Below are 13,788 nucleotides of genomic sequence, written 5' to 3' on the forward strand. Positions count from 1 at the left end.
CCTTTCTAATATAAGTGACAGGCAACAAAATGATCCTTTTCCACCTCTTTTAATACAGGGGTTTCCTTGTGACAGATATCTTTTGCATAGGCACATCTCTTAACAAATTTACACCCAGGTGGCGGATTAATAGGTGAAGGTACTTCTCCTTCTAGTTTTATCCTATTTCTTGTTTCCTCTGCACTAGGGTCTGCCACTGGTATAGCAGATATTAGTGCCTTTGTATATGGATGTAATGGATTGTCATATAAGGCATCATTACTTGCTAATTCTGCCATGGAACCTAAATACATTACCCCTACTCTATCTGATATATGTTTTACCATGGAAAGGTCATGGGATATAAACAAATAAGTTAAACCCATTTCCCTCTGTAATTTTATAAGAAGATTTACTATTTGAGCTTGGATAGATACATCAAGGGCAGAAATAGGCTCATCACACATAATAAATTGTGGTTCTACTGCTAGAGCCCTTGCTATACCTATTCTTTGTCTTTGTCCTCCTGATAGTTCGTGGGGGAACCTAGAACCATGTTCAGGATTTAAGCCTACCTTCTTTAGCAAATCGTGTATTCTTTCTTGTCTTTCTTTATTACTTAATTTTAAATGAACATCCATACCTTCACCTATAATGTCACCTATGGTCATTCTAGGATCTAAGGAAGCATATGGGTCTTGGAATATAATTTGAGCATTTTTCTTAAACTCAAGTTTTTCTGCTCTGTTCATTTTATGAACATCTTTTCCATTAAATAAAACTTGACCTGATGTGGCTGGATAAATGCCTAAAATTGTTCTACCACAAGTAGTTTTTCCACATCCAGACTCACCAACTAAACCTAAAGTTTCACCTTTTTTTATATTAAAGCTTACATTATCTACAGCTTTAAGAGTTGCATTTTTTCCTACTTGAAAATATTTTTTCAACTCTACTATTTCTATGAAATTATCCTTACTCATTTTTTCCACCTCCTAAGTTCCTTACTCTGTCTACTTTAGGAGCATCTGGGTGCTGTAGCCAGCAATTTACTTTATGTGTACCTGAAAGACTAGTTTCTTCTGGTCTCATTTCCTTACATATTTCCATTGCATGCTCACATCTTGAAGCAAATGGACAACCTGGTAATGGAAGAATTAAATCTGGTGGTGTACCACCTAAGGAGTAAAGCTCTTCCTTACTCTTTGTATCTACACTTGGTACAGAGCTAAGTAGGGCCCAAGTATATGGATGCTGGCTATTATAGAAGATTTCTTCCTTAGTTCCAGTTTCCACAATATTTCCTGCATACATAACCTGAATTCTATCTGCAAAGTTTGCAACAACTCCAAGGTCATGAGTTACAAGAATAATGGCAGTACCAAATTTATCTTTTAATTCCTTTAATAAATCCATAATCTGAGCTTGAATAGTTACATCAAGGGCAGTAGTTGGCTCGTCTGCAATAAGCACTCTAGGATTACAAGATAAAGCTATGGCTATCATAACCCTTTGTCTCATTCCACCTGATAGTTCGTGGGGATATTGATTTATTCTTTCTTCTGCATTTGGAATATTTACTAATTTAAGAAGTTTTATTGCCTCTGTTTCTGCTTCTTTCTTACTGTTTTTTTTATGAATCTGTAAGGTTTCCATTATTTGCTTACCTACTGTCATAGTAGGGTTTAAAGATGTCATAGGGTCTTGGAATATCATGGCTACATCTTCCCCTCTATAGGAAAGTAGTCTCTTTTTATCCATTTCTACAACATTTTCACCATCAAATAAAATCTGTGAACCTTTTTTTATTTCCGCTGGTGGAGTTTTTAATAGTCTTAGAATAGCCTTTGCTGTAACAGTTTTTCCACAACCTGATTCTCCAACAATGGCTAATGTTTCTCCCTTGTGAACGTCAAAACTAATACCTCTAACAGCCTTTACCTCTCCTGCATAGGTATGAAATGATATATTTAAGTCTTTAATTTCTAGTACCTTTTCCATTTTTCTCCCTCCTATTGTCTTAGTTTAGGATCTAGAGCATCTCTAAGTCCATCACCTAGTAATGTAAATGACAACATGGTTAAAGCAATCATAAGAGCCGGGAAAAACAATTGATGAGGATAAAATATAAAGTTTTGCTGTGCAGCTGATGCTAAAGCACCCCATGAAGTTGCCGGTGGCTGAGGTCCAAGTCCAAGATAGGATAGGAATGACTCAGCAAAGATATACCCCGGAATATCAAAGGTAATAGTTACTATAACTATACCTAAAGAATTTGGAATTAAATGTTTTGTGATTATTTTCCAAGGACTAACTCCTAGTGCTTCCGCTGCCATAATATATTCCTGCTGTTTTATTTGTAACATCTGCCCTCTAACAAGTCTTGCCATACTGCACCAACCAGTTAAAGTTAAAGTTAAAAGTAAAGTTCCTATATCTCTTGATTCTGTAACTATGGAAATTATAATAACTATTATTAAATATGGAATAGAAGTTAAAACCTCAACTATTCTCATCATAATATTGTCTACTTTTCCCCCGAAGTATGCAGCAAAGGCACCATAAATACTTCCCACTATTGTAGAAATAAGTGCACCTACAATACCTATTATCATAGATGTTCTACCTGCTTGCCATACCCTAGAGAAAACATCACGTCCTAATTCATCTGTACCAAACCAATGCTCACTATTTGGCTTTAGGTTAATCTTTGATGAATCTACTTCTTCATATTTGAAACCATTTATATGTGGTCCTATTACAGTCATTATACATATGGTTAAAAGTATTACAATGGCTAACATTGCAACCTTATTAGTTTTAAGTCTTCTCCAAGCATCTTGCCAATAGCCGACTCTAGGACGTGCCATGGCTTCATTTGATGATGGGTCTATACCAATCTTTCTAAATTTATCTTTTGAAATGCCTTCCATTTTGGGCCCTCCTATTTGCTATTTTTTGCAACTCTAATTCTAGGGTCTGCAACACCATAAAGTAAATCTACTACTAATTGAGTTATTACAAATAATGCTGCATAAAAAACTGTAGTTCCAATAATCATAGTATAATCCCTATCATTAATGGAAGTAATATAATATGAACCTAATCCTGGAATACCAAATATCCTTTCAATAACAAAAGAACCTGTAAATATTCCTGCAATTTGTGGTCCAAGTATAGTAATAGCAGGAAGTATTGCATTTCTAAGTACATGTTTTCTTACAACATTAAATGGACTAACACCTTTTGCCTGAGCTGTAAGAACATAGTCTTGATTTAATACTTCTAGTACATTGGAACGCATATATCTTCCATAAGTAGCTATGGAACCAAAGCACATGGCTATTGTAGGAAGAATAGTATGTTTGAACTTACCCCAGCCAGTAGTTGGTAAAAGCTCAAATTTAACCGATAATGTATATTGCAAAAGTGCAGCAATAATAAATACGGGAACAGTAATACCTAAAATAGCTATAAACATAACTAAATAATCTGGCCATTTATTCCTATTTAAGGCAGCTATTATTCCAAGAGTAATACCAATTACAATACCTAAGCTAATTGCTTGCATACCTAGTCTACCTGATACCTTTGCATTTGTTAGTACAGTTTCTGTAACTGATCTACCTGGATACCTTAGAGACTCCCCTAAATCTCCCTTTGTAATTAGATTTTTCATAAATGTTCCATATTGAACTATAACAGGTTTATCCAATCCATACTTTTGATAGTAATTTAACTTAATTTGTTCTGGCAAATTCTTAGCCATATGAGCTAAGGGATCTCCTGGTATACTATGCATCAAGAAAAAAGTAATAGTTACAACAATCCATAGAGTAAGAATCATATATCCAATTCTTTTCATTATATACTTACCCATAATCTTCCTCCTTTGCTTATTTAGCAATATAGCAGTCTATAGATATATCTATAAACTGCTATATAAATTTAACTATCTACCTTGAGTAAAGCTATATTTATATCCTTGAGTACCAAATGGAGTAACTCCTAAGTCATTAACATATTTATATCTAAATACATGGTCTCTTGGATATACTACTGGAGCTACTGCTGCTTCTTCATATAATAATATATTTTCTGCTTCTTTAAAGTACTCTAAACGTTTAGCACTATCCATCTCTGAAGCAGCTAAAGTCACAAGTTCGTCAAATCTTTCATTTACCCAGCCAGTACCTATAGCTGGTGCATCTGATTTAAATAAGTTTAGCATATTAATTGGGTCATTGAAATCTGCTCCCCACTGCATATAACCAATTTGGAAATCTCCTTTTTTTACATTACCATCAAATACCGGCCATTCCATTTGCTCTACTTGGAAATTAATTCCCAATGTTTTAATATAAGTTTGTTGTAGATACTCTCCATATGTTCTGAACCATTGATCTGTTCCACCTAATGAAATCTTTACTGTTAATTTAGATGGGTCTGTATCCATTCCTAATTCTTCTAACCCTTTGATTAAAAGTGCTTTAGGATCTTTATTTTCATCAGCTAATTTTTTAATTGGCGATTCTGCCACTTGTCTATACTCGTCATCACCTATATTTATACTTGGTGGTACCCAACCATAAGCTGGAGCAGGTACTCCATAGAATACAGCATCAGCTAATTCTTCTCTGTTTAAAGCTATTGTAAAAGCTTTTCTTATATTGGCATTTTTAAATACCTCATCTTGAGTATTGAAGAACATGAAGTTAATACTTGGATAAATTATTTCTATATGATTTAAGTTCTCATCCTTCATAAACTTATCTTTCCATTCTCCCTTATTAACCGTCGCTGAATCAAAGGAACCATTTGCTAGGGAGTTATAAATAGCATTTTGATCTGAAATAATTTTCAAATTTACATTTTGTAGTTTAACAGTATCTTTATCCCAATAGTTATCATTCTTAGTTAAAACCAATTCACTATTGTGAACCCAAGTCGTTAAAGTAAATGGTCCATTATATACTAAAGTATCGAATTCTGAACCATATTTATCTCCTTGTGCTTCAACTATATCTTGTCTTTGAGGGTACATTACTCTTTGATAAGTTAATTGCTCAAAATATGGAGTTGCTGACTCTAAAGTTATTTCAAGAGTATTATCATCTAAGGATTTTACTCCAAGTTCATCAACTGTAAGTTCTCCATTATTTACTTTTGACGCATTTTTAATTGACATCAAAATCCACGCATAAGGTGATGCTGTTTCTTGAGCTACTGATCTTTTTATACCATATTCATAGTCTTGAGCTCTTACTTTAACTCCATCTGACCATGTATTTTCTCTAATTTTAAATGTCCATACAGTACCATCTTCACTATGCTCCCAGCTTTCTGCTCCTGCTGGTGCTAGGAAGTTATTTTGATTCTCATCTTCTTCTAATCTAGTAAGTGGTTCTAATACATTATTAAGTACTTTGTTTGAATACATATCTGAACCTTTAGAAGAGTCTAAAGTACTTGGTTCTGCTACTAAATAAAGATTTAGATATTGTTCCTTATCAATAGTTGCTTCCCCATCATTTTGATTACCTTCTGTTACTGGTACTTCACTGTTTTCTTTTTTTCCACAGCCTGCTACACTAAGTAAAATTAACATTAATGCAAGTGATAATGCTAAAAACTTTTTGCTTCTCATCTGTGAATCCTCCTTTTGTTATTAAGTATATTAATTTTATAATTTCAGTATAGAATATTTTCTAACGCCTGTCAACTTTTTATCTATCATTACGTTAGATTATTTTCTAACATAACCCCAATTTGCTATTGAATTAATTTTCAGTATATTGTATCATTTACATAAGACTAATTAGGAGGTGAAAAAATGGAAAATACTCAAGTATGCAGAATAGAATATAATAAAGCAATAGAGTTTATATCATCTATTCTCAAGTATACTAACAATAAATCTCGCCAAATCTATTGGAATACTCCTGATTTGGTAAATGATAGTGCTAAGGGAATAATGGATTTTTCCCCTAATAAAGAGGTAAAAGAATGGTTAAAGTATGTAGATAATAATATATCTCCTTTTTTTCGTAATGATTTGGTATTCGTAACAGATGAAACCTATAGATTAATAGATGTTTGCCTTAATCTTATAATGATGAAGGATATTAAAGAACCCCTAGAAATGATAGAAGCCCTAGGAGAGTTGGAGTCTTCCACTATGATTCAAATTTCCTATAAATATTATGAACTTGCGGCTTCACTAGATAATGATATAGAGTTAAAAAACACCTTAACTGAAGTTTATTCCCCTGAAATAGCTTCAGCCTTTATGCAAATGAAGACTCATCCTGAAGAATATAAAAATAAGCTAATAGATGTCTTACAAATTTTCTATAATGAATTTTATAAACCCTTTGAAGATAACGTTTATAATTATATGGAAGAAAGATTAGTTTTTCATAATGAATTATTTAAAAAAGATTCTGCTGGTTTTATAAATACCATAGGAATTGGAGATTATTCTAAAGCCATGGAGCTTCACAATGAAATAGTTATATATATGAGTTTTTATATCGATGTGGGTATAATTTATTTTACTTTTGAAGATATTTTGGTTATGTGCTGCGGCCAAACTATTGAGCATAGATTTGAAAGCAGGAAGAAACGTGATACTTATAAATCATTATTTAAGGCTTTATCTGACGATAAAAGAATAGAAATACTAAAATTAACTTCTAAAAGACCTTGGTATAATAAAGAGCTGTCAGATTATTTTAATTTAACTACAGCTACTCTATCCTACCACTTAAATTTATTACTAGATTTAGAGATATTAAATTTTGAACCTAGTATTATAAATAATAGATACTACTACACTACAAATAAGAAAAGACTTGAAGAACTTTTCAATATGGCCTTAGAAGATTTGTTTAACTAAGGTATAATGGCTCCAGCTAATTGTTCATATATGCATTTTTATGGTAAACTATTAGTATACTTATAGTTGGGGGTGTTATTTTGTTAAATTGGCTAGATAGATATGATAATATATATGCTAAATTTTTAAAGGAATTATTATTTAGAGTAAAGGATGACAATGTAACCGCCATAGGTGCTCAATTATCCTATTATTTAGTATTGTCTATTTTTCCATTTCTAATATTCCTTTTAAATATACTAAGCTATACTTCCATTGCTCGGGAGGATGTATTACATAGTATAATAGTTTTATTGCCAATGGACACTCAGAGAATAGTATCTAATTTATTTATTGAAACCGTAACAACTAGCAGCGAAACTTTGCTCTCCCTAGGTGCTATCACTGGTCTTTGGGCAGCCTCTAAGGCAATAATGGCTCTCATTCGTATATTAAACAAGGCCTATGATGTAGATGAAACGAGGCATTATCTAGAGTTAAGGGGGATGGCAATATTATTTACCTTGGCTCTTTTATTGTTATTGGTTATAGTACTATTAACATTAGTATTTGGAGAAGTCCTTGGAAATCGATTATTTGATTTCTTAGGTATTACACAAAATTTCATTTCCTTTTGGCAATATTTTAGGGTGATTATATCCTTGGCCTTTATGATTCTCATATTTGCATTATTATATAGATTTATACCTTCCATAAAAAATGGCAGAAAAATCAACTTAAAAAATACCATTCCTGGTGCCATATTTGCATCTATTGGATGGATATTTACGTCTACTATATTTTCTTACTATGTAAATAATTTTGCCAACTATGGAAAGACATATGGCAGCCTTGGAGGAATAATAGTTTTACTTATTTGGCTCTATTTAAGCAGTATTATAATAATCTTAGGCGGAGAAATTAATGCCACCTTGTGGTATATACGAAATAATTAAAAGAGGATTAGACTAAAACTAGTCTAACCCTTCTTTATCTTTCAAATTGCTACATTTCAATTTTTGCTACTAAATCTCTCAATTCCATTGCCAATTGAGACAATGATTCTGATGATGATGCGATTTCTTCCATGGAAGCCGTTTGTTCCTCAGTTGCTGCAGATATATTTTGAATACTATCGTTTATACCCTTACTCATGCCTTCAATAGCAACTGCACCTTTTACTGCATTTTCTGTTCCTTCTGCCACTTGATTTATGGCTTTAGCTATGTTTTCCACCTGGCTTGTTACTTTATTTATAGATTCTGAGATCTGATTAAAGTATTCTATAGATTCCTTTACAGTAGCCATACCCTTATTTATTTCAGAATTGCTTAACTCCATATTATGGTTAGCTTTCTCTATTATAGTATGGTTTTCTCTTATTATATTATCTATTCTACCAGTGGATACTGCTGTTTCTTCAGCTAGTTTTCTAATTTCATCGGCTACTACAGAAAATCCACGACCTGCATCTCCTGCACGGGCTGCTTCTATAGCCGCATTTAAAGCAAGTAAGTTTGTCTGTTCTGCAATAGATCTAATTACATTTATGATTTCATCCATTTCATTAGAACTGTTATCTACTTCTAATAGAGATAACTTTACTTCTTCAGAACTTTTTACAATATTATTCATTTGAACATCGGTTTCTTCCATCTTAAACTTACCTACATTAGTCTTATCTGAAACTTCATTGCTTAAATTATCTATTGTCTCTGCATTGCTGCTTATTTCTTGAATTTGGGCAGATATCTCCTCCATATATGATGTCACATTTAATATATCGTTTAATTGATTTTCAGCACTTACAGCAATTTCTCCTGTGCTTTCAGCCATATTAGTGGCAGCAGAAGTAGATTCCTCAGATATGGCAGTTAATTCCTCAGAAGAAGAAGCCACCTGCTCAGCCGATATATTCACTGTACCAGCAAAATCCCTTAGATTTTGGACTACAATTTTATTAGCTTGTGCCATTTCTCCTATTTCATCTTTTCTATTTAAAATCTTAGGATTTACATCTCTCTTAATATTTAATTGTGCTACTTCCTTCATATGTTCAGTAATTTCTCCTATTGGCTTCACAATGGAGCTACTATATATAACTGAATATATTACACCACCGACTAATACAATAAGTGTAAGATTTATCATATAATCTCTTAAATTATATAAGTCCTCATCCATCTCCTCCACATCTATGGCTACAGCCACAGACCATCCATTGTTATCTAGGGGTGCATAGCTGGCATATCTCATTTTTCCATCATAGAAATATTGTTCTACATCAGACTCACCATTGACCATTTTCTCAAATACTTGCGCTAATCCTTCATACTCAGGAATAGTTTTCATATTTTCTATAGTAATTTCTCCTGATTCAACTACTTCTGGGATATGATATGCTATTAATTCTCCATTTTCATTGACTAAGAATGCATCTCCTGTTTCACCAAAACTTATATCATTTACAATATTGTAGATTTCACTAGCAGGCTTAGTTCCTTGTAGTACTCCAACGATTTCACCATTATGTTTAATCGGAGTAGCAAATGGTAGTATAGCCTCCTTTGACGCCCTACTTATGACAGCCTCGCCAAGAGTCGTTTGTCCTTCTTTAGCTGCCTTAAAATATTTTCTATCACCAATATTAAAAATATTTCCATTTTCCATTACTATATTTCCATTTAAGTCTGAAAAGTATAAATCACTATAATTTAATCTTTCCTTTTCCATGTTTATGGCCTCAAGCTTTACATTCCAGTCTGTTTCTGGATTAGATATTCTTTGGTGACTGGCTGCCCCTTCTATGCTATCTAAAATCCTCTCTATTTTTTCATCAATTATTCTTGCTGAATCATAGGCTTTATTAGATAAAATTTGATCCATATGACCTTTTATACTTTTACTGAAAAATATGTAGGATATAAGAGCCATAGAAACTGATACAACTAACAGTATCAATAGATTAGAGCAAATCATTCTAGTTTTTAAACTATTAAATATTTCTCGGACATCTTTTCCCTCTTTTTTCCTTTTCATCGTAACATCTCCTTATATCATAAATTGTGTTTATGTGTAATATATATCAAACTACGACATATATTATCATATTCTACCAATATTTTCCACCAACTGTGTAGGATTTTGTAGATTTATTTTATACTAAATTAATAATGCAAATTAGCAGTAAAAAAGCTTCTAAAAACAACTTTTTTGAAGCTCTTTAGATCAAATTAAATTTTAAAATTAAAAAGATAAAAAGCAAAACTTTCCTATGACATAAAAAAAGGACAGAAAAATCTGTCCTTTTAACTATATATTCTTTTCATAGAAAACATTATAACCCTTGTAAGTCATATATACATCTGCTTTGCTAGCAATTTCATAAGGTGCATGGACACTTAGTAAAGGCACTCCACAGTCTACTACTTCCATTCCATACTTTGCTAGAATATAAGCAATAGTGCCGCCACCACCTTGATCAACTTTACCTAGTTCACCCATTTGCCATACTATATTATTGTCATTAAATAATTTTCTAATTCTACCTAGATATTCAGAGTTAGCATCATTACTTCCGCCTTTACCTCTAACTCCAGTATATTTTACTAAAGTTATTCCATTACCTATGAAAGGTGAGTTTTTCTTATCTAAAACTTCAGGATAATTAGGATCAAAACCTGCTAATGTATCAGCAGAAAGTACAGAGGAATTTGCCAATGCTCTTTTTACTATAAGCTCTGAATACTTTTCTTCCATAAGATTTATTAGTTCTGAAACCATGTTTTCAAAGAACATTGATTCCATACTTGTATTTCCTACACTACCTATTTCTTCTTTGTCTACAAATAAAGCTACAGCTGTTTTCTTTGGTTTCTCTACATCTAATATAGCCTTAAATGAAGTGAATACACATACTCTATCATCTTGTCCATATCCACCAACCATACCCCTATCTATACCTACATCCTTTGATTTACCTGCAGGAACTATTTCAAATTCTGCTGAAGTAAAATCTTCCTCTACTATTCCATATTTTTCATTTAATATATTAAGTACATTTAATTTAACTTTTTCATTTATATCTCCATTTTTATAAGGAATGCTACCTATTAAAAGATTTAATCCTTCTCCAGTAATTCCTTCACTTAGTTTCTTTTCCATTTGATCTTTTGCTAAATGTGGAAGTAAATCTGTAATGAAGAATACTGGATCATTTTCGTCTTCACCTATGACTATATTAATTTTTTCTCCATTGGACTTTATTACAACTCCATGTAAAGCTAGAGGTAATGTTACCCATTGATATTTTTTAATTCCACCATAGTAATGAGTCTTTAGTAATGCAAAGTCTGAATCCTCATAAAGTGGATTTTGCTTTACATCTATTCTTGGAGCATCTAAGTGAGAACCAATTATATTCATTCCCTTTTCTAATCTTTCTTCTCCTATTACAAATAGTACAACAGATTTATCCTTGTTGTTTCCATATATCTTCATACCTGGAACAGGCTTTATTCCTTTTTCTATAACTTCTTCTATGGATATATATCCATTTTCAGAAGCAACTTTTATTATTTCTAGTGCTGCTTCTCTTTCAGTTTTCCCTTTGTCAAGAAAAGCTCTATATTCTTCATTTATTGCAAAGACTTTTTCTTGTTCCTCATTATCTAATACTTCCCATACATTTTTCCACTTATGAGTTAATTTTTCTTGTAATTCTTTTCCCTTCATCTTGTCCCTCCTAGAAATATTATTAATCCTACAATCTAATGTCTATGTTTCCACCTAATTTAGGATTTACAGATTGTTCCATTGCTTTAGTATTTACTTCTAGCATTTCTGCAACCTGGATTTCTGATGTATCCATTGCCATTTTTAGAACTGAAATGCCAACTTCTTGAGCTACTTTCATTTGACTAAGACCTATTGATAATGCTGCTATATCCATTATACCAACTCCCTTGCATAATATTATAACATTATATAACAATAAAGGATAGAATATCTGCCCTTTATTTACCAATTATTTCTTTAGTTTTGATACATATTTTGCTACAACTTTTCCAGAATTTACCGATAAATATATTAGGGGTGATTATGTTGAAAGTTGAGAATATACACAGAACTACACCTGTGGTAGCGACAGAAAAAGTAGATGCTGAAAAGAAAATAGATTCAAAAGCTGAAGCAAAGGAGACTCAAACAGCAAAAGAAACTCCAGCAGCAGTTTATGAAAAGACAGAGCGAAAAGAAACGTCTCATATTTATGATAAAAATACTATTCTTAAATTAAAAAGAGAAAGTCAAGAAGCTCATTCTCAATTAATAAGACTAGTACAAGAAATGCTTAGACGTCAAGGAAAGAGCCTTGAATTATTAGGTGACGATGAAATTGTAGAAGTCGATGAAACTGCAAGGCTAGAAGCTCAAGAGCTAATAGGACCTGATGGACCTCTTGGAGCAGAGGCTGTAAGCCAGAGACTAGTAGACTTTGCAATAGCCATATCTGGTGGAGATAAATCTAAAGCAGACACACTTAGATCTGCCATTGATCAAGGATTTAAGGAAGCAGAAAAGATATTAGGTGGACTACCAGATGTTTCTAAAGAAACTTATAGATTGACTATGGAAAAATTTGACGCTTGGGCTAATGGGGAATAAAAAAATACATATCTACTGGACATCCAGTAGATATGTATTTTTTTATTAATCTCTTTTTATATGAAACTTACTTTTTGTACCTATTATTTTATCCATTACTTTAGAGACTTCTTCTTCATCTATTTTCTTAATTTTATTATCTACATAAGAAGCATATCCATCTTCCACATAGCAATTAATACTCTTTAGGGGGACTCCTGTTGCTGTAATAATATCTAAAATCGTAGCGTCGGGATGCTTTCTTATATGCTCTATGATTAGATCATATTCTTCCTCTATCTTTTTAGAGCAATCCTCACAATATGATTTTCCATTTCTATTAAAGAATTTCCCACATCTCTTACATATTTGATATGCCATGAAAATCACCTCTATATGATTGTATCATAAAATATAATAACTTCTTTTATTTTATAAAATTTAGAACTTAATACCCATATCAGCTAATAAAAATAAATTAATCCTTTATATAAATTTTTTTCCTTTATCCAATTATCTAAAGAAAATATCTCTTTATCTCCCCAATTCGACGTAATTATATAATTATTACCTTCTTGATTTTTAATATAACCCGTAATAGTCACCCAATGATATTTGAGGTTCTTAATTTTACTATTCCAGGTAAGCATTAGCACTGGTGAATCTATCATTAATCCTTCCTTAATAAAGTTTATAGCAGTATTTACTTCCTTAGGCATAGATAAAGTCTTAGAGCCTATGTTAATTCCCTTAGACTTAGCAAATAGCTTCAATCCTTTATTTAGTTTTCCCAAACTAGGTATACCAAACATACTAGGCTGGACAAATCCGTAGATATCGTTGATAAATCTTGTAAATTCAACTTTTGAAAGACCTGGGTATCTATATATTCTATCTAGCCCCTTTCTGTATATAGCCATATGGATCAGAGCATTTCCAGCAGCTATCAGACCACAAGATCTATCTGACCAAAATTTTGATCTTAGTTTTTCCATATATAGCCATCTTTGGAATCCACCATAATATATATTATTGATTTTGACAAAATCTTCGTGATTAGTTAGATATGCTTCTTCTATTATATTTTCTTTTGCTGTATTTAGATTGGTCAAATGGACTCCTCCGTTCAGTTCTTGACATTTAAATCATTAATTATCTTTAACTTCCAATTTATTCATTTCTCTCTAATTGTATCATATAGATAAATTTAGATATATGTTTTTTTATATCCAGTTATATCCATTCCCTATAGAGATGTTTTTTGAATAAGTATTTGAAGAAATCATTTT

At 32.1% G+C, this 13,788-nt stretch carries 13 protein-coding genes; 3 read left to right on the top strand and 10 right to left on the bottom strand.

From position 1 onward, the window contains the following. Positions 1-5: 5 nt before the first annotated feature. The 5 genes from RBU61_RS14740 to RBU61_RS14760 form a co-directional block, all read right to left on the bottom strand. Positions 6-962, bottom strand: a complete 957-nt coding sequence (locus tag RBU61_RS14740) for an oligopeptide/dipeptide ABC transporter ATP-binding protein (RefSeq protein ID WP_308876289.1) — start codon at positions 960-962, stop codon at positions 6-8. Then, the gene (locus tag RBU61_RS14745; RefSeq protein WP_308876291.1) at positions 955-1,980 is read right to left on the bottom strand and encodes an ABC transporter ATP-binding protein; all 1,026 of its coding nucleotides are present in this window, start codon (positions 1,978-1,980) and stop codon (positions 955-957) included. The genes RBU61_RS14740 and RBU61_RS14745 overlap by 8 nt, the downstream gene beginning before the upstream one ends. 11 nt (positions 1,981-1,991) lie before the next feature. Then, positions 1,992-2,912, bottom strand: coding sequence for an ABC transporter permease (locus RBU61_RS14750; RefSeq protein ID WP_308876293.1), 921 nt, complete (start codon positions 2,910-2,912; stop codon positions 1,992-1,994). Between the two features lie 11 nt (positions 2,913-2,923). After that, a complete protein-coding gene (locus RBU61_RS14755; RefSeq protein WP_308876294.1) occupies positions 2,924-3,859 on the bottom strand; it encodes an ABC transporter permease in 936 nt (311 codons plus the stop codon). A gap of 72 nt (positions 3,860-3,931) precedes the next feature. Continuing rightward, the gene (locus RBU61_RS14760; protein WP_308876296.1) at positions 3,932-5,626 is read right to left on the bottom strand and encodes a peptide ABC transporter substrate-binding protein; all 1,695 of its coding nucleotides are present in this window, start codon (positions 5,624-5,626) and stop codon (positions 3,932-3,934) included. 186 nt (positions 5,627-5,812) lie between these two features. On the opposite strand from RBU61_RS14760, the gene RBU61_RS14765 reads away from it, so the two are divergent. Both RBU61_RS14765 and RBU61_RS14770 read left to right on the top strand, forming a co-directional pair. Further along, positions 5,813-6,877 (top strand): ArsR family transcriptional regulator, encoded by a 1,065-nt coding sequence (locus RBU61_RS14765; RefSeq protein WP_308876298.1) that lies wholly within the window; start codon positions 5,813-5,815, stop codon positions 6,875-6,877. Between the two features lie 80 nt (positions 6,878-6,957). Beyond that, entirely contained in the window at positions 6,958-7,812 is an 855-nt protein-coding gene (locus RBU61_RS14770) for a YihY/virulence factor BrkB family protein (RefSeq protein ID WP_308876300.1), read from the top strand. A 49-nt stretch (positions 7,813-7,861) separates the two neighbouring features. Here the strand turns inward: RBU61_RS14770 and RBU61_RS14775 are convergent, their stop codons facing one another. The 3 genes from RBU61_RS14775 to RBU61_RS14785 form a co-directional block, all read right to left on the bottom strand. Next, positions 7,862-9,895 (bottom strand): methyl-accepting chemotaxis protein, encoded by a 2,034-nt coding sequence (locus tag RBU61_RS14775; RefSeq protein WP_308876303.1) that lies wholly within the window; start codon positions 9,893-9,895, stop codon positions 7,862-7,864. Positions 9,896-10,168: 273 nt separating this feature from the next. Next, positions 10,169-11,590, bottom strand: coding sequence for an aminopeptidase (locus RBU61_RS14780; protein WP_308876304.1), 1,422 nt, complete (start codon positions 11,588-11,590; stop codon positions 10,169-10,171). 28 nt (positions 11,591-11,618) lie between these two features. Beyond that, positions 11,619-11,807, bottom strand: coding sequence for a YjfB family protein (locus RBU61_RS14785; protein ID WP_308876306.1), 189 nt, complete (start codon positions 11,805-11,807; stop codon positions 11,619-11,621). A gap of 149 nt (positions 11,808-11,956) precedes the next feature. Between RBU61_RS14785 and RBU61_RS14790 the strand changes: the two genes are divergently transcribed. Beyond that, the gene (locus RBU61_RS14790; protein ID WP_308876308.1) at positions 11,957-12,520 is read left to right on the top strand and encodes a hypothetical protein; all 564 of its coding nucleotides are present in this window, start codon (positions 11,957-11,959) and stop codon (positions 12,518-12,520) included. 45 nt (positions 12,521-12,565) lie between these two features. Here RBU61_RS14790 and RBU61_RS14795 read toward each other — a convergent pair whose 3' ends face one another. Both RBU61_RS14795 and RBU61_RS14800 read right to left on the bottom strand, forming a co-directional pair. Continuing rightward, on the bottom strand, positions 12,566-12,880 hold the full coding sequence (locus RBU61_RS14795) for a hypothetical protein (protein WP_308876310.1): 315 nt from the start codon (positions 12,878-12,880) through the stop codon (positions 12,566-12,568). Between the two features lie 83 nt (positions 12,881-12,963). Next, entirely contained in the window at positions 12,964-13,611 is a 648-nt protein-coding gene (locus tag RBU61_RS14800) for a hypothetical protein (protein ID WP_308876312.1), read from the bottom strand. Positions 13,612-13,788 lie beyond the last annotated feature (177 nt).

Source organism: Tissierella sp. MB52-C2 (assembly GCF_030931715.1).
Lineage (GTDB): Bacteria > Bacillota > Clostridia > Tissierellales > Tissierellaceae > Tissierella.

Bases quoted from the DNA above. Each gene is read 5' to 3' on its own strand.
- RBU61_RS14790 (WP_308876308.1), top strand. From the start codon at position 11,957: ATGTTGAAAGTTGAGAATATACACAGAACTACACCTGTGGTAGCGACA.
- RBU61_RS14760 (WP_308876296.1), bottom strand. From the start codon at position 5,626: ATGAGAAGCAAAAAGTTTTTAGCATTATCACTTGCATTAATGTTAATT.
- RBU61_RS14745 (WP_308876291.1), bottom strand. From the start codon at position 1,980: ATGGAAAAGGTACTAGAAATTAAAGACTTAAATATATCATTTCATACC.
- RBU61_RS14755 (WP_308876294.1), bottom strand. From the start codon at position 3,859: ATGGGTAAGTATATAATGAAAAGAATTGGATATATGATTCTTACTCTA.
- RBU61_RS14740 (WP_308876289.1), bottom strand. From the start codon at position 962: ATGAGTAAGGATAATTTCATAGAAATAGTAGAGTTGAAAAAATATTTT.
- RBU61_RS14795 (WP_308876310.1), bottom strand. From the start codon at position 12,880: ATGGCATATCAAATATGTAAGAGATGTGGGAAATTCTTTAATAGAAAT.
- RBU61_RS14750 (WP_308876293.1), bottom strand. From the start codon at position 2,912: ATGGAAGGCATTTCAAAAGATAAATTTAGAAAGATTGGTATAGACCCA.
- RBU61_RS14785 (WP_308876306.1), bottom strand. From the start codon at position 11,807: ATGGATATAGCAGCATTATCAATAGGTCTTAGTCAAATGAAAGTAGCT.
- RBU61_RS14780 (WP_308876304.1), bottom strand. From the start codon at position 11,590: ATGAAGGGAAAAGAATTACAAGAAAAATTAACTCATAAGTGGAAAAAT.
- RBU61_RS14765 (WP_308876298.1), top strand. From the start codon at position 5,813: ATGGAAAATACTCAAGTATGCAGAATAGAATATAATAAAGCAATAGAG.
- RBU61_RS14775 (WP_308876303.1), bottom strand. From the start codon at position 9,895: ATGAAAAGGAAAAAAGAGGGAAAAGATGTCCGAGAAATATTTAATAGT.